The 15079-nt window shown below is 72.5% G+C and carries 16 protein-coding genes; 12 read left to right on the top strand and 4 right to left on the bottom strand.

Features of this window, described 5'->3' with window-relative positions:
- Positions 1 to 27 precede the first annotated feature (27 nt).
- From ABD875_RS05160 to ABD875_RS05150, 3 genes are read left to right on the top strand one after another with little or no spacing between them, the layout of a single operon-like run.
- Complete coding sequence (locus ABD875_RS05160) at positions 28 to 963, top strand: C40 family peptidase (protein ID WP_345171880.1); 936 nt, start codon at positions 28 to 30, stop codon at positions 961 to 963.
- Between the two features lie 47 nt (positions 964 to 1010).
- Entirely contained in the window at positions 1011 to 2213 is a 1203-nt protein-coding gene (locus ABD875_RS05155) for a hypothetical protein (protein WP_345171878.1), read from the top strand.
- On the top strand, positions 2210 to 3448 hold the full coding sequence (locus ABD875_RS05150) for a M48 family metallopeptidase (protein WP_345171876.1): 1239 nt from the start codon (positions 2210 to 2212) through the stop codon (positions 3446 to 3448). The genes ABD875_RS05155 and ABD875_RS05150 overlap by 4 nt, the downstream gene beginning before the upstream one ends.
- A 12-nt stretch (positions 3449 to 3460) precedes the next feature.
- Here the strand turns inward: ABD875_RS05150 and ABD875_RS05145 are convergent, their stop codons facing one another.
- Positions 3461 to 5251: an AMP-dependent synthetase/ligase gene (locus tag ABD875_RS05145; protein WP_345171874.1), complete on the bottom strand. Its 1791-nt coding sequence runs from the start codon at positions 5249 to 5251 to the stop codon at positions 3461 to 3463.
- A gap of 95 nt (positions 5252 to 5346) precedes the next feature.
- Between ABD875_RS05145 and ABD875_RS05140 the strand changes: the two genes are divergently transcribed.
- Genes ABD875_RS05140 through ABD875_RS05120 form a run of 5 tightly spaced genes read left to right on the top strand, consistent with a single transcriptional unit; the run spans position 5347 to position 9270 of the window.
- On the top strand, positions 5347 to 5784 hold the full coding sequence (locus tag ABD875_RS05140) for an SRPBCC family protein (RefSeq protein ID WP_345171871.1): 438 nt from the start codon (positions 5347 to 5349) through the stop codon (positions 5782 to 5784).
- The gene (locus tag ABD875_RS05135) at positions 5781 to 6974 is read left to right on the top strand and encodes an ArsA family ATPase (protein WP_345172681.1); all 1194 of its coding nucleotides are present in this window, start codon (positions 5781 to 5783) and stop codon (positions 6972 to 6974) included. The genes ABD875_RS05140 and ABD875_RS05135 overlap by 4 nt, the downstream gene beginning before the upstream one ends.
- Positions 6975 to 7017: 43 nt before the next feature.
- Positions 7018 to 7356 (top strand): hypothetical protein, encoded by a 339-nt coding sequence (locus tag ABD875_RS05130; protein ID WP_345171868.1) that lies wholly within the window; start codon positions 7018 to 7020, stop codon positions 7354 to 7356.
- Positions 7353 to 8294 (top strand): ROK family glucokinase, encoded by a 942-nt coding sequence (locus tag ABD875_RS05125; RefSeq protein WP_345171866.1) that lies wholly within the window; start codon positions 7353 to 7355, stop codon positions 8292 to 8294. Before ABD875_RS05130 ends, ABD875_RS05125 begins: the two co-directional genes overlap by 4 nt.
- 7 nt (positions 8295 to 8301) lie before the next feature.
- Positions 8302 to 9270: an ROK family protein gene (locus ABD875_RS05120; RefSeq protein ID WP_345171864.1), complete on the top strand. Its 969-nt coding sequence runs from the start codon at positions 8302 to 8304 to the stop codon at positions 9268 to 9270.
- Here ABD875_RS05120 and ABD875_RS05115 read toward each other — a convergent pair.
- From ABD875_RS05115 to ABD875_RS05105, 3 genes are read right to left on the bottom strand one after another with little or no spacing between them, the layout of a single operon-like run.
- The gene (locus ABD875_RS05115) at positions 9203 to 10447 is read right to left on the bottom strand and encodes an ornithine cyclodeaminase, nickel-pincer nucleotide-dependent (protein ID WP_345171862.1); all 1245 of its coding nucleotides are present in this window, start codon (positions 10445 to 10447) and stop codon (positions 9203 to 9205) included. The two genes, ABD875_RS05120 and ABD875_RS05115, sit on opposite strands and share 68 nt — an antisense overlap.
- A 13-nt stretch (positions 10448 to 10460) precedes the next feature.
- Positions 10461 to 10934, bottom strand: a complete 474-nt coding sequence (locus ABD875_RS05110; protein WP_345171860.1) for a hypothetical protein — start codon at positions 10932 to 10934, stop codon at positions 10461 to 10463.
- Between the two features lie 34 nt (positions 10935 to 10968).
- Positions 10969 to 11742, bottom strand: a complete 774-nt coding sequence (locus tag ABD875_RS05105) for an alpha/beta hydrolase (RefSeq protein ID WP_345171858.1) — start codon at positions 11740 to 11742, stop codon at positions 10969 to 10971.
- A 35-nt stretch (positions 11743 to 11777) separates the two neighbouring features.
- On the opposite strand from ABD875_RS05105, the gene ABD875_RS05100 reads away from it, so the two are divergent.
- The 4 genes from ABD875_RS05100 to ABD875_RS05085 are packed head-to-tail and all read left to right on the top strand — an operon-like array spanning position 11778 to position 14716.
- Positions 11778 to 12503, top strand: a complete 726-nt coding sequence (locus ABD875_RS05100; protein ID WP_345171856.1) for a lysophospholipid acyltransferase family protein — start codon at positions 11778 to 11780, stop codon at positions 12501 to 12503.
- The gene (locus ABD875_RS05095) at positions 12500 to 12991 is read left to right on the top strand and encodes a flavin reductase family protein (protein WP_345171854.1); all 492 of its coding nucleotides are present in this window, start codon (positions 12500 to 12502) and stop codon (positions 12989 to 12991) included. The genes ABD875_RS05100 and ABD875_RS05095 overlap by 4 nt, the downstream gene beginning before the upstream one ends.
- The gene (locus tag ABD875_RS05090; RefSeq protein ID WP_345171852.1) at positions 12988 to 13836 is read left to right on the top strand and encodes an arylamine N-acetyltransferase family protein; all 849 of its coding nucleotides are present in this window, start codon (positions 12988 to 12990) and stop codon (positions 13834 to 13836) included. The genes ABD875_RS05095 and ABD875_RS05090 overlap by 4 nt, the downstream gene beginning before the upstream one ends.
- Positions 13829 to 14716 carry a hypothetical protein gene (locus ABD875_RS05085; RefSeq protein ID WP_345171848.1) on the top strand — a complete coding sequence of 296 codons (888 nt, stop codon included), beginning with the start codon at positions 13829 to 13831 and terminating at the stop codon, positions 14714 to 14716. The genes ABD875_RS05090 and ABD875_RS05085 overlap by 8 nt, the downstream gene beginning before the upstream one ends.
- The last annotated feature ends 363 nt before the right edge of the window (positions 14717 to 15079 follow it).

Raw genomic sequence — 15079 nt, 5'->3', positions numbered from 1 at the left:
CTGATCACCCTCCTGTCCGGTGCCGCCTTGATCGCCACCCTGGGCCTCGTGCCCTCGGGGTCGGCGCAGGCGAAGCCCGACATCGACGACGTACAGGCCAAGGTCGACCGGCTGTACCACGAGGCCGAACAGGCCTCGGAGCGCTACAACGACGCGCGCCTCGAGCTCAAGGACCTCGAAGCCGACCTCGACTCGCTGCAGGCCGACCAGGACCGCCAGGACGACCGCCTCGGCGTCGTGCGTGAGCAGGTCCAGGACGCCATCGTGCGCCAGTACGAGGGACAGAGCCTCGCCGCCGTCGGCCAGGTCGTGGTCTCCGAGGACTCCCAGGACTTCCTCGCCCAGCTCTCGACCATGTCGGCGTTCAACGACATGCAGTCGCAGCTGTTCGACGAGTACGCCACCGAGCTGAAGTCGCTCGACATCCGCGCCGACGCGACCGAGCGTCGCGCCGAGGACATCGCCGCCCTCGAGGAGAAGCTCGCCGCCGAGAAGAAGACCGCGGAGGAGAAGCTCGCCGAGGCGGAGGCCCTGCTGGCCGACCTCAAGGCCGAGGAGCGCGAGGACATCCTGTCGCGCGGCACCGTCCGGATGCCGTCTGACGTCCCCGCCTCGGGCAGCGCGGCCGCCGCGGTCGCCTACGCGATGGCCCAGGTCGGCGACGCGTACGTCTACGGTGCCGCCGGACCGTCCGCCTTCGACTGCTCGGGTCTCACGATGATGGCCTGGGGCGCCGCCGGCGTCGGCCTCCCGCACTCCTCGAGCGCCCAGTACTCCTCCGGCCCGCACGTCGCCGCGAGCGACCTGCAGCCCGGCGACCTGGTCTTCTACTACAGCCCGATCAGCCACGTCGGCATGTACATCGGCAACGGCCTGATCGTGCACGCCGCCAACCCCGGCACCGGTGTGGTCGTGTCCGGCCTGTACTCCATGCCGTACGTCGGCGCGGTCCGACCCGGCTGAGCTTGACCGAAGCGCCTGAACGCGAGGCCGGTCGCCCACGCTGGTGGGTGGCCGGCCTCTCGCTCGTCCTGCTCGTCGCGTCCGGGCTGCTCGCCTGGACGCTGGTCGACGACGAGCCGTACGTCGCCCCGGCACCGGCGCCGTCCTCGTCGGGCGCGCCGTCCTCCGCGGGCGCCACCGCGGCGATCGAGGAGCTCGAGGCGGCGGTGCGGGCCGGCGACGAGGAGGCGGCCCGGGCGCTGGCGCCCACCGGCGACGCCGAAGCGGGTGACCGGCTCGCCGGGATCGTGGCGAACGCCGAGGCCGCCGACGTCCGCGACTTCACGCTGCGCTTCGTCGACGCTGCCACCGACTCCGCGGGCGACGCGGCGTACGCCGACGCGACCTGGCGGTTCGGGGGCTTCGACCGGGGCTCCGCGCACGCGGAGGTGCGCGTGGGCATCCAGCCCGACGGGGACCGGGTCGCGATCACCGGGTTCGGCGGCGATGACCGGATCTCCCCGCTGTGGCTGTCGGGGCCGCTGGAGGTGCGCCGCACCGACGACACCCTGGTGCTCGTCGACGGACCGGCCGCCGAGGCCGACGAGTTCGCGGCACGCGCGGAGGCGGCGGTCCCGGTCGTGCGCGCGGTGCTGCCGCAGTGGCGGCGGGGCCTGGTCGTGGAGGTCCCGGCCTCGGTCGACGACCTCGACGCCGTGCTCAGCTCCGACCCCGGCACCTACGACCAGATCGCGGCGGTGACGACCTCCGCCGACGGCTCGCTGGCGCCCGCGGCGCCGGTGCACGTGTTCGTGAACCCCGACCTGTACGGCCGGCTGAAGCCCGCCGGCGCCCAGGTGGTGATGAGCCACGAGGCGACGCACGTGGCCGCCGACGCGTGGGCGAGCACGATGCCGCTGTGGCTGCTCGAGGGCTTCGCCGACTACGTCGCGCTCCGCGACGTCGACCTGCCCCTGTCCCGCTCGGCCGCGCAGATCATCGCCGAGGTGGAGGAGGACGGGCCGCCCCGGGCGCTCCCGGGCCCCGCGGAGTTCGGCACCCGCGCGACCGGCCTCGGCGCGACGTACGAGAGCGCCTGGCTCGCCTCACGGCTGCTCGCCCAGATCGGCGGCGAGGACGCGCTCGTGCGGTTCTACCGCGCCGTCGACGCGGGCACGCCGGTCGAGCAGGCGCTGCGTGCCGAGATCGGGCTCACCGAGGCGGAGTTCACGCAGCGGTGGCGGACCCTCCTGTCAGACTTGGCCTCGTGAGGAGCCCGGACCGGCGTGTCGCCCTCGCGGTGACGCTGGTCGGCGGCCTCGCGTTCGTGGTGGTCGCCGCCCTCCTGGTGCCGTGGCACCCCGTCCCCGGAGGGATGCCCTCGCCGGCCCACCCGGCGTCGGTGCTGACACCCGAGGAGATCGACCGGGCCGAGGACTACGCCCGGTGGACGCGCGTCCTCGGCTGGAGCTCGACCCTGGTGTCGCTGGCCGTCGCCTGCCTGCTCGGCTTCACGTCCTGGGGTCGCCGGCTCGTCGCCCGGCTGCCGGGCTGGTGGTGGGTCCGGGTGCTGCTCGCGGTCGCGCTGGTCGAGGTGATCGGGCGGCTGGTGACGCTGCCGTTCGCGGTCCTGGCGCGCCGCCGCGCGATCGACCACGGCCTCACCGACCAGGCGTGGTCGGGCTTCGCGCGCGACCTGGCGCTCAACCAGGGCGTGAACGTCGTCGCCGTCTCCGCCGTGCTGATCGTGCTGATCGGCTGCGCCCGGCGCTGGGAGCGGGCCTGGCCGGCGGTGGCCGCCGGCATCCTGGGCGCGCTGGTGCTGGCCGGGTCGTTCGTCTACCCGGTGCTCGTGGAGCCGCTGTTCAACTCGTTCAGCTCCCTGGAGGACGGCGACCTGCGCAGCCAGGTGTTCGAGATCGCCGAGCGCGAGGGCGTGCCGATCGACGACGTCCTGGTCGCCGACGCGTCACGCCGTACGACGACCCTCAACGCCTACGTCTCGGGCTTCGGCAGCACCCGCCGGGTGGTGCTCTACGACAACCTCGTCGAGGACGTGCCGCAGGACCAGGTGCTGTCGGTGGTCGCGCACGAGCTGGCGCACGCCCAGCACGACGACGTGCTGACCGGGTCCCTGCTCGGCGTGGCCGGGGCGGTGTTCGGCGTCGGCCTGCTCGGCCTCGTCGTCGGCGCCCTGGGCCCGCGCCGCGGGCTGTCGATGCGCGACCCGGCGGTGGTCCCGCTGGTGCTGGCGCTGCTCGCGGTCGGGACGCTGCTCTCGAGCCCGGTCCAGAACGGGATCAGCCGCCAGATCGAGGCCCGCGCGGACGTGGACGCAATCGAGGTGACCGGCGACGCGGCCGCGTTCATGGCCGTCCAGCGCCAGCTGATGGTGCGCTCGCTGGCCGACCCGACGCCGCCCGGCTGGGCGCACTTCTGGTTCGGCTCGCACCCCACCGGGATGCAGCGGATCGCGATCGCCAGGCAGCTCCAGGCTCAGGAGTAGCTCAGGAGTAGCTCACGAGTAGTACAGCGCGGCGACGTCGTCCTTGAACTCGCGCAGCACCACGTTGCGCTTGAGCTTGAGGCTGGGCGTGAGCTGGCCGCCCTCCTCGGTCCACTCGTCCGAGAGGATCGTGAACTTCCGGATCGACTCGGCCCGCGAGACCGCCTTGTTGGCGTCCTCGACCGCCGCCTCGATCTCGGCGCGGAGGTCGGGGTCGTCGACCAGGTCGCGGACGTTGGTCGACTTGCCGTGCGTCTCGGCCCACGTCGGCACCGACTCGCGGTCCAGCGTGACGAGCGCCCCGATGAACGGCTGTCCGTCGCCGACGACGATGCACTGGTCGACGAGCAGGTGGGCGCGCAGGCGGTCCTCGAGGACGGCGGGGGCGACGTTCTTGCCGCCCGCGGTCACGATGATCTCCTTCTTGCGCCCGGTGATCCGGATGAAGCCCTCGTCGTCGACCTCGCCGATGTCGCCGGTGTGGAACCAGCCGTCCTCCAGCACCTCGGCGGTCGCCTGCTCGTTGCGCCAGTAGCCGGCCATCACCTGGCCGCCCTTGAACAGCAGCTCGCCGTCGTCGGCGACCCGCACGGCCGTGCCGGGGAGCGGCCGGCCGACGGTGCCGATCTTGGTGGCGTCGGGGAGGTTCGCCGACAGCGCCGCGGTCGTCTCGGTGAGGCCGTAGCCCTCGAGCACGACCAAGCCGATGCCGCGGTAGAAGTGGCCGAGCCGCTCGCCGAGCGGCGCGCCACCGGAGACGGCGTACAGGCAGCTGCCGCCGAGCGCGGCGCGCAGCTTGCCGTACACGAGCTTGTCGAAGACGGCGTGCTTGGCGCGGACGGCGAGCGGGATCTTGCCCTTCTCGATGCCGCGCGAGTAGGCGATCGCGGTGTCGGCGGCGGCGTCGAAGATCTTGCCGCGGCCGTCGGCGGTCGCGCGCTGCGAGGCGGTGTTGAAGACCTTCTCGAAGACGCGGGGGACCGCGAGGATGAATGTCGGCTTGAACTCCGCGAGGTCCGGGAGCAGCTGCTTGATGTCGGCGGTGTGGCCCATCCGGGTGCGCGACTTCACGCACCCGACCTGGATGATCCGCGCGAACACGTGGGCGAGCGGCAGGAACAGCAGCGTCGACCCGTTGTCGTCGTGGAAGAGCCGCTCGAGCTCGTCGACGGCCACGCCCAGCTCGAACATGAAGTTGCCGTGGGTGAGCACGCAGCCCTTCGGCTGGCCGGTGGTGCCCGACGTGTAGATCAGCGTCGCGACGTCCGAGGGCTGCGCCGCCGTACGGCGCGCCTCGAGCTGGTCGTCGGTGATGTCGCCGCCGAGGCGGGTCAGCGTGTCGATCGCGTTGTCGGTGATCGACCAGACGTGGTTGAGCTCGTCGAGGGCGCCGCGCACCTCGCTGACGCGCGCGAGGTGGTCGGCGGTCTCGGCGACCACCGCGCGGGTGCCGGAGTCGGAGAGGATCCAGCGGATCTGCTCGGCCGAGGAGGTCTCGTAGATCGGCACGGTGACCGCGCCCGCGAACCAGATCGCGTAGTCGAGGAGGGTCCACTCGTAGCGGGTCTTGGAGATCAGGGCGACGCGGTCGCCCGGCTCGATGCCGGCCGCGATCAGGCCCTTGGCGACGGCGCTCACCTCGGCGAGGAAGCCCGCCATGGTGACGTCCTCCCACGCACCGCTGGCGTCGCGCCGGCTGAACTGCACCGAGGTCGCTCGCTCCCGGGCGTTGGTCACCACGTCGTCGGTGAGGTTGCCGGTCGAGGGGATCTCGGTCGTCATCGGGGTCGAGAACTCACGCACGCGCAGACGTTACCGCGTGGTTACACGGCGTGGCGTCGGGCCCCGGCCGATCCGGTACGCTCGCAGCCCAGCAGATCCACCAACAAGGGGACCCGATGGCCGAGCAGACCACTTCCTCGATCGTCATCGACGCCGCTCCGGCGGACATCATGGGCGTCATCGGCGACTTCCCGGCGTACCCCGAGTGGGCCAAGGGAGTCATCACCGCCGAGGTCGTCAAGGACGGCGAGGGCGGTTGGGCCGAGCAGGTCTTCTTCGCGCTCGACGTGAGCCCGATCAAGGACGAGTACACGCTCGCCTACGAGTGGGACGGGTACGACGAGGTCACCTGGACGCTGGTCGAGGGCAAGATGCTGCGCGCGCTCGACGGCGCCTACGTGCTGAAGGACCTCGGCAACGGCTCGACCGAGGTGACCTACCGGCTCGCGCTCGACGTCTCGATCCCGTTGATCGGCATGCTCAAGCGCAAGGGCGAGAAGATCCTGATCGACACCGCGCTCAAGGGCCTGAAGAAGCGGGTCGAGTCGCTCTGAGGCTGCTGCTCTTCACCGGCAAGGGAGGGGTCGGCAAGTCCACGATCGCGGCCGGCACCGCTGCGCTGGCCGCCGCGGAGGGACGCCGCACCCTGGTGCTGTCGACCGACGCCGCGCACTCCCTCGCGGACGCGTACGGCTGCGCGCCGGGCACGATCGGGGCCGAGCCGGCCGAGGTGGCCGACGGCCTGTTCGTCCAGCAGGTCGACGCCCAGCTGCGCTTCGAGCAGTCGTGGGCCGACATCCAGCGCTACCTGCTCTCGGTGCTCGACGTCGCCGGCGTCGACCCGGTCGCGGCCGAGGAGCTCACGGTGATCCCGGGCGCCGAGGAGGTGCTGGCGCTGCTGGAGCTGCGCGTCCAGGCGCTCACCGGTGGGTGGGACGTCATCGTCGTCGACTGCGCGCCGACCGCGGAGACGCTGCGGCTCCTCGCGCTGCCCGAGGCGCTGGGCTGGTACATGCACCGGGTCTTCCCGATGGAGCGCCGCGTGGTGAAGGCACTGCGGCCGGTTCTGAGCCGCGCCGCGGGCGTGCCGATGCCGGGCGACTCCGTCTTCGACGCGGTCGAGCGGCTGCACGCCGAGCTCGAGGAGGTCCGCGAGCTGCTGAGCGGCCCGGACGCGAGCGTGCGCCTGGTGCTCACGCCCGAGAACGTCGTGCTCGCCGAGGCCCGCCGCTCCTACACGTCGCTCTCGCTGTTCGGCTACCGCGTCGACGGCGTCGTCGCGAACCGGGTCTTCCCGGCAGAGGGTGCCGACGACTGGCGCGCTGGCTGGGTGCTCGCCCAGGACGAGGTGCTCGAGCGCGTCGACGAGTCGTTCGCCGGGCTGCCGATCTGGCGTTCGCCGTACCGCCCGCGCGAGCCGGTCGGCGTCGAGACGCTCAGCGCCCTGGCGCGCGAGGTGTACGGCGCGGACGACCCGCTGGCGACCACGCCCGGCAAGGGGCCGTTCCGGATCACGCGCACCGACACCGGCGCCGTGCTGCGGCTCTCGCTGCCGCTCGTCTCACGCGCCGAGGTCAACCTGGCGCGCAATGGCGACGATCTGGTCGTGACCGTGGGATCGTATCGTCGGCTGCTCACGCTCCCATCGGGCCTGGCGAGACATCGCATCGCCGGCGCCCGGGTGGAGCAGGGGGAACTGCGCGTGCGGTTCATCGAGGACCCCGATGACGAGGCTGGAAGGTGACATGAGCCAGGACGAACGGGATTCCTCGGACGACGTGGGAACGGTGGGGGAAGAGGCGGCGAAGCTGCTCGGTGCCCTCTCCGGGTGGGCGAAGGACCACGTGGGGGACGGCCACATCGACACCGGTGCGCCCGAGTGCACCTACTGCCCGATCTGCAAGACCGTGCACGTGCTGCGGCAGGCGAGCCCCGAGGTGCGCACCCAGCTCGCGACCGCCGCGTCGGCGCTGCTCCAGGCGGCGGCCGGGCTGATGGCCACGCCGGTGCCCGGCGAGCGCGGCGCCGGCGTGCAGAACATCGACCTCGACGACGACCTGGACGACGACTCGGCAGACTGGCCCGAGGACACTGATTCCGAGGACTCCGGGGAGGGAGACCGATGAGCCTGGCGTGCGGGATCGACGTCGGCGGCACCAAGATCGCCGGCGGCGTGGTCGACGAGAACGGCACGATCCTCGAGGAGCTGCGCGTCGAGTCGCCCGCGACCGACGCCGAGGCCATCGAGGAGGCGATCGCCGGCCTGGTGACCGAGCTGCGCTCGCGGCACGCCATCGAGACCGTCGGCGTGGGTGCCGCGGGCTACGTGAACAAGGAGCGCGCGGTCGTGCTGTTCGCTCCGAACGTCGCCTGGCGCAACGAGGACCTCAAGGGCGAGCTCGAGAAGCGGATCGAGCTCCCGGTCGTGATCGAGAACGACGCCAACGCCGCCGCGTGGGGCGAGTTCGTGTACGGCGCCGGCCACGACGCCGACGACCTGCTGCTGGTCACGGTGGGCACCGGTGTCGGGGGCGGCCTGGTGCTCGACGGCGAGGTCTACCGCGGCGCGAACGGCGTCGGCGCGGAGATCGGCCACATGCGCGTCGTACCGAACGGCATCCTGTGCGGCTGCGGCAAGCACGGCTGCTTCGAGCAGTACGCCAGCGGCTCCGCGCTGGTGCGTGAGGCGCGGTCGCTCGCGATGAGCGGCGCCCAGATCGCCCAGGGCATGCTGCAGCGCGCCGGTGGCGACCTGCAGAAGATCACCGGCCCGCTGATCACCGAGGCGGCCCAGCACGGCGACCAGGGCGCGCGCCAGCAGCTGTCCGAGCTCGGCCGGTGGCTCGGCGAGGGGATCGCGTCGCTGACCGAGATCCTCGACCCGGGCGTGGTCGTGATCGGCGGCGGCGTCAGCGAGGCCGACGAGCTGCTGCTCGAGCCGACCCGCACGGCGTTCGCGGGGCAGCTCGTGGGTCGCGGGTTCCGCCCGATCCCGGAGATCCGCAAGGCCCGGCTCGGCAACCGCGCCGGGCTGATCGGCGCGGCAGACCTGTCGCGGCGGTAGCGGCCTCGTGGCGCTCTTCATCGGGGTCGACATCGGCGGCACCAAGGTCCTCGCGGCCGCGGTGTCGACGACCGGGCGCGTGCTGCGCACCGCCCACCGCACGACCCCGGGTCGGCGCGTCGAGGCCAGCCTGATCGAGGACGCGCTGACCGAGGCGGTCGAGGAGCTCTCGACCACCCGCCGGCCGTCCGCGATCGGGATCGCGGCCGCCGGCTTCGTCGACGTGCAGGGGGAGCGGGTGCGGTTCGCGCCGCACCTGCCCTGGCGTGACGAGGGCGTGCGCGCCCGGCTGGCCGAGCGGTGGAACGCCCCGGTGGTGCTCGACAACGACGCGAACTGCGCGGCTCGCGCCGAGATCGCGTACGGCGCCGTCGGGCACTCGCAGTACGCGCTGGTCGTCACGCTGGGCACCGGCATCGGCGGCGCCGTCGTGATCGACGGTGCCGTGCACCGCGGCCACAACGGGATGGCGGGGGAGTTCGGGCACATGCAGGTCGTGCCGAACGGGCAGGCCTGCGAGTGCGGCGGCATCGGCTGCTGGGAGCGCTACTGCTCGGGCAACGCGCTGGTGCGCTTCGTGCAGGCGAACGGCGGTCGCCAGGACATCACGGGCCCGGAGATCACCGAGGCCGCGCGGGCCGGGGACCCGGTCGCGCTCGCGGCGTTCGCCGAGGTCGGCGAGTGGCTCGGCGTCGGGGTGTCGAACCTCGTCGAGGCGTTCGACCCGGAGATCGTCGTGATCGGTGGTGGCGTGTCCGCCGCCGACGAGCTGCTGCTGGCGCCCGCGCGGGTCGCCCTGCGCGCGACGCTCGTGGGCGCGGAGCACCGCGCGGTGCCGCCGCTGGTGCGCGCCAGCCTCGGTCCCGAGGCCGGCGCGATCGGAGCGGCGTACCTCGCCCGGGAGCGGTTCAGGAGCGCCGGTACTCGGGCACGAGCTCGACGGCAAGCTGCTCGAGGAACAGACCGACGTCCGTGACGATGCCGCGGGCCTGCGAGGACCCGCGGTCGGCGAGCTTGGTGACCGTCGCCGGGTTGATGTCCACGCACACCAGCGGGACCGAGGCAGGCAGGATGTTGCCGGTCGCGACCGAGTGCAGCATCGTCGCGACCATCAGGCAGAAGCCGACGTTCTGCAGCTCGGCGCGCATCGCGCGCTGGCCCTCGATCACGTCGGTGTAGACGTCCGGCAGCGGGCCGTCGTCGCGGACCGAGCCGACCAGCACGAAGTCCTTCCCGTGCTTGACCAGCGCGTGCATGATGCCGCCGGTCAGGACGCCGCTCTCGACGGCGGCGGCGATCGAGCCCTCCTTGCGGATCGCGTTGATCGCGCGGATGTGGTGCTCGTGGCCGTGCTCGACGCCGCGGCCCATCGCCAGGTCGACCCCGAGGCTGGTGCCGTACAGCGCGGACTCGATGTCGTGGGTGGCCAGGGCGTTGCCGGCGAACAGCACGTCGACGAAGCCGGCGTTCACCATCGCGACCATGGCCGGCGCGGCGCCGGTGTGCACGACGCCGGGGCCGCCGACCCAGAGGACCTTCTTGCCGGACGCCTTGGCCTCGCGCATGCCGTCGGCGACCTGGCGCACCAGCACCGCCTGCGGCTTCTCCGAGGACACCTCGGACTCCATGAAGCCGAACGCCTCCGCCTCGCGGTCCGGCGCCGGCACGGTGACCTTGACCCCGGACGCGCCGGTGATGACGAGCATGCCGGCCTTCACGTCGGACATCGGCAGCGTGTAGACCCGCGCCGGGGTGCCGTCGGTGGCCTTCTCGAGGATGAGGCCGCAGTCCATCTCGGGGTTGCCGACCGTGAGCCAGGAGCCGTCGACGCGGACCCGGGTCTCGAGGTTGGTGGTCGAGTAGAACTGGTCCGGGAACACGCCGTCCCGGTCGGCCTCGGCGTACTCCGCCTCGCCCGGGTCGACCTGGTTCACCCCGCGGGTCTGCAGCCGCATCAGCAGGCGCTGCAGCGCCTCCGCGTCCTCGGCGGTCACGGTGATCACCGCGTGCGAGGGGTCATCGGTCTCGCGGCCCACGTCGAAGCGGTCGATGCTGTAGTCGCCGCCGTACTCGCGGATGTCGTCGAGGACCCGGGAGAGGATCCCGTGGTCCATCAGGTGGCCGGTGATCTCGACGGTCTCGTTGGCACTCACACGCGAACAGTACTCAGACCTGTGCGCCGTCGTCCCAGGGGTCACGCGGGCCGCGCGGCATCCGGAACACGAGGTAGCCGAACCCGCCCACGAACGCCGCCACCAGGGCGTAGCCGATCAGTGTCGGAAGGGTGATGCCAAGGATCACCGCGGTCAGCAGGATGGTCGGCGCGCCGAAGACGCCGAGCCACGCGGCCATCCGGTCCGGCGAGGTGCGGGGGACCGGCGGCGGGGGCGGCGGCACGTAGGTGTCGTCCTCCTCGGCCGTGAACACCTCGTCGTCGCCGAGGTTCTCGGTGAGGTTGCCGAACCGGCCGCCGAACGGCGCGGACGAGACCGGGGCCTCCGGCTCCGGCTCCTCGGTGGTGAGGTCCGCGCGCTCGCCGTAGTTCTCGACGATCGCCTGCCAGGCCCGCTCCTGGGCCTCGGACGGGTCGGTCGGCGGCGTCTCGTCGGGGTCGCGCGGACCTTCCGGGTTCGACTGCACGCCTCCAGCCTAGGCGGTGGAGCGCAACCTGGTCTCAACCAGTCTGGGTGACCCGGGCGATGAACGCCGCGCTGTCCTCGAAGATCTTCTCCGCGTCGTTGTCCAGGGTCGCGACGTGGAAGCTGTTCTCGAGGGGCACGACGGTGACGTCGGTCGACGAGATCCGGCCGGTGATGATCGGCTGCGTCTTCTCGTCGACGACGTGGTCCTCGGTCGAGCGGAAGTAGATGAGCGGCGCGGTGATCCTCGGCAGGTCGGCGGCGACCGTCGGCCAGGCCTGCATCATCGAGTGCGCGGCCTTGAGCGGGGTCTTGGTGTAGCCGTGCTCCTCGACGCCGGGCTTCTTGATGTCGTTGGCGATGCCCGGGAACGACGGCACCAGGTGCTTGAGGATCGGCAGCAGCTTGACGTCGAGACGCTTGGTCGCGATCGCGGGATTCACCACCATGACGCCGGCGATCCGGTCCGCGTGGTCCTCGGCGATCCGCAGCGCCAGCGCCCCGCCCATCGAGAGCCCGCCGACCACCACCGCGTCGTTCTCGGCGCAGAGCTTCTCGAACGCCCGGGTGAGCTCGCCGTACCAGTCAGCCCAGGTCGTCGTGTTCATCTCCTGCCAGGTGGTGCCGTGGCCGGGCAGCCGGGGCAGCTCGACGGCGTACCCGCGCGCGGCGAGCGACTCGCCCCACGGCTTCATCGACGCGGGCTGACCGGTGAACCCGTGGCTCAGCAGGACCCCGATCCGGCGGCCGCCGGTCAGCTCGGGGCGAGCAGGGACGGACAGCGGCTCCGCGAGCGGATGGATCGTCATGCGCGGATTCTGCACCACCGGTCTAGGCTGCGTCCGTGTTCTATTGGTTCCTGAAGTGGATCGCCCTCGGCCCCTGGCTGCGGCTGGTGTTCCGCCCGCGCGTCTCCGGGGCCGAGAACGTCCCCGACGAGGGCCCGGCGATCCTCGCCAGCAACCACCTGTCGTACGCCGACTGGTTGTTCATGCCGCTCACGCTGCCGCGGCGCGTCACGTTCGTCGCCAAGGCCGAGTACTTCACCGGCACGGGTCTCAAGGGCTGGCTGCAGAAGACGTTCTTCGCCGGGTCCGGCCAGGTGCCGATCGACCGCTCGGGCGGCAACGCCGCCGAGGGCGCGATCATCTCCGCGAAGCGGCTGCTCGCCGAGGGCGAGCTGTTCGGCATCTACCCCGAGGGCACCCGCTCGCACGACGGCAAGCTCTACCGCGGCAAGGTCGGCGTCGCCCGGCTCGCGCTGGAGACCAAGGCACCGGTAATCCCGGTCGCGGTGGTCGGCACCGACGTGGTCGCGCCCCCGGGCAAGACGTTCGGGAAGTTCACCCGCCCCGTGGTCCGCTTCGGCAAGCCGCTGGACTTCTCGCGCTACGAGGGCATGGAGAACGACCGCTACATCCTGCGGTCGATCACCGACGAGATCATGTACGAGATCATGCGGCTCTCCGGGCAGGAGTACGTCGACATGTACGCCACCCGCGCCAAGGAGCTGTCGAAGAAGGAGCCGGGCTCCGACAAGGACGAGGGGCCCGAGAAGCTCGCCTCGTGACCATTCACGACACGCACCCGTTCGCGGATCCCGACCCCGACCCGGTACGCCGGTTCCGCGGCCGGCTCACGGGCACGGTCGCGCTGCTGACCTCGGACCGCGCCGGGCTCACCGTGAGCTCGCTGATGGTCGCGAACGGTGAACCGGCCCGCGTGCTCGCGCTGGTCGACCCGGACAGCGACCTCGCCGACGCCGTGGAGCGCACCGGCCGCGCCGTCGTCCAGCTGCTGTCCTGGTCGCACCGCGACCTCGCGGAGGCGTTCGCCGGCACGGCTCCCGCCCCCGGCGGCCCGTTCCGGATGGCGGCGTTCGAGGACACGACCTGGGGGCCGCGGCTGGCCGATGCGCACAGCTGGGCCGGCGTGCGGGTGGAGTCGGCCGTCGAGGTCGGCTGGTCGCTGCTGCTCACCTGCGTGGTCGAGGAGGTCGTGGTCGGCGACGACGCGGACCCGCTGGTGCACCGGCGCGGCCGGTACGTGAAGCCATGACGACCGCGGCGTACCTGGCCCGGCTCGGCATCGACGTACCCCCGCCGCCGACGCTCGAGACGCTGGTCCTGCTGCACCAGCGGCACCTCGAGCGGGTGCCGTACGAGAACCTCGCGATCATGCTCGGCCGGCCGCCGTCGGTGGACGCGGTCGCCTCGCTGGAGCGGATCGGCGAGCTCGGCCGGGCCGGCTACTGCTTCCACCAGAACGGCGCGCTCGAGCTGGTGCTGCGCGATCTCGGCTTCGAGGTGACCCGACGGCACGGGCACGTGTGGACGGACGAGTGGGACCGTGACGGCTCCTTCCTCAACCACCTCGTGCTGCACGTGGCCGGGCTGCCGACGACCGAGAACCCGGGCGGCGAGTGGTGGGTCGACGTCGGGCTGGGCGATGCGTTCCGCGACCCGGTGCCGCTGGTGGCGGGGGAGTACCGCCAGGGTCCGTTCACGTACGTCGTCGACGAGGTGCGCCCCGACGGCTGGTCGTTCCGCCACGACGCGACGGGCAGCTTCACCGGCGTCGAGGTGACAACGCGGCCGACCGAGCCGGCCGACGTGCTCGCGTCCCACGCGGAGCTCTGCGTGCCGGGGACCGGGGTCTTCGCGAAGGTCCTCGTGGTGCAGCGCCGGCACGCGGGCGGGTGCAGCACGCTGCGCGGGTGCGTGCTGACGCAGGTCGATGCGTACGGGAAGACGCGGACCGAGCTGGAGGACTGGGAGGCCTGGCGCGCGGCGCTGGGCGACCTCCACCTGCCGCTCGACGACGTCGAGGACGACGAGCTGCGCGCACTGCACGCTCGGATGTGGGACGCCCACCTGGTCTGGAAGGCTGAGGCACGTGCCTGAGCTGCTGGACGTCGCGGACGAGCTCTACGGCCTGCCGTTGCCCGACTTCACCCCCGCCCGGGACGCGCGGGCCAAGGAGCTCAAGGGCACCCCGCTCGCGGCGCAGGTGAAGGCGCTCAAGAAGCCGTCGACCGCGGCCTGGGTGGTGAACCTCCTCGTCCGCCGCGAGACCGAGCAGGTCGAGCAGGTGCTGGCCGTCGGCGCCGCCCTGCGCGAGGCGCAGGCGGCGATGTCCGGGGACTCGCTGCGCGAGCTCACCCGCCAGCGTCGCCAGCTGACCGCCGCCGTGACGACGCAGGCGCGGCGGGTCGCGAAGGAGGAGGGGACGCGGGTGACCGACGCCGTCGCCGACCAGGTCGAGGCGACGCTGACCGCTGCGATAGTCGACGAGCAGTGCGGCCTCGCGGTGCGCAGCGGGCTGCTGGTCGCCTCCTTGTCGAGCACGGGACTCGACCCCGCCGACGTCGCCGCCGCGGTCGCGCTGCCGGACGCGCTCGGGTTCAGCGCACCCGCGCGGGCCGCGGAGCCGCCCCCGCGCCCCGACCTGCACGTCGTCCCCGACCCCGAGGCGGACCGCAAGGCGATCGAGGCCGCCCAGACCAAGCTCGAGGCCGCCGAGGCCGAGCTCGCCGAGGCGACGAGCGCCCACGCCGAGGTGCAGGCGTCGTACGACGAGCTCGAGGCCCGCAGCCTCCAGATCCAGGCCGAGATCGACGAGCTGCGCGGCAGGATCGCCGAGCTCGAGACCACCGCCGAGCAGGTCGACGACGAGCTCTCCGACGCCGAGGACGCCCGGGGCGAGGCGGAGGACGTCGTCGCCGCGGCGCGCGAGGCGCGGGACGCGGCGCAGGCGGCGCTGGACAAGCTCGCCGGCGACTGAGCCGCACGGTGGTTGAGGTGCGAGCGCCAGCGAGCTGGCACGGTGGTTGAGGTGCGAGCGCTAGCGAGCTGGCACGGTGGTTGAGGTGCGAGCGCTAGCGAGCCTCGAAACCACCCGACCGTCGGTTGGCTGCGGGTCCGCCGTGGTTGCTCGCCGACAGGGCTCTTACGCGGGCGGGGTGGGTTCGGGCTGGCGCTGCTTCCCGGCTCACCGGCCGCTTCTGCGGTGGTTGAGGTGCGAGCGCTAGCGAGCCTCGAAACCACCCGACCGTCGGTTGGCTGCGGGTCCGCCGTGGTTGCTCGCCGTTACGGCTTTTACGCGGGTGGGGTGGGTTCGGGCTGGCGCTGCTTCCCGGCTCACCGG

It is taken from the genome of Nocardioides caricicola (assembly GCF_039541135.1).
Lineage (GTDB): Bacteria > Actinomycetota > Actinomycetes > Propionibacteriales > Nocardioidaceae > Nocardioides > Nocardioides caricicola.
The sequence above is the reverse complement of the archived record's forward strand: the minus strand, read 5'-3'. Positions and strand labels throughout refer to the sequence as shown.

Coding starts and splice junctions, on each gene's coding strand:
- ABD875_RS05140 (WP_345171871.1), top strand. CDS start 5,347: ATGGCCGAGCAGACCACTTCCTCGATCGTCATCGACGCCGCTCCGGCG.
- ABD875_RS05125 (WP_345171866.1), top strand. CDS start 7,353: ATGAGCCTGGCGTGCGGGATCGACGTCGGCGGCACCAAGATCGCCGGC.
- ABD875_RS05105 (WP_345171858.1), bottom strand. CDS start 11,742: ATGACGATCCATCCGCTCGCGGAGCCGCTGTCCGTCCCTGCTCGCCCC.
- ABD875_RS05090 (WP_345171852.1), top strand. CDS start 12,988: ATGACGACCGCGGCGTACCTGGCCCGGCTCGGCATCGACGTACCCCCG.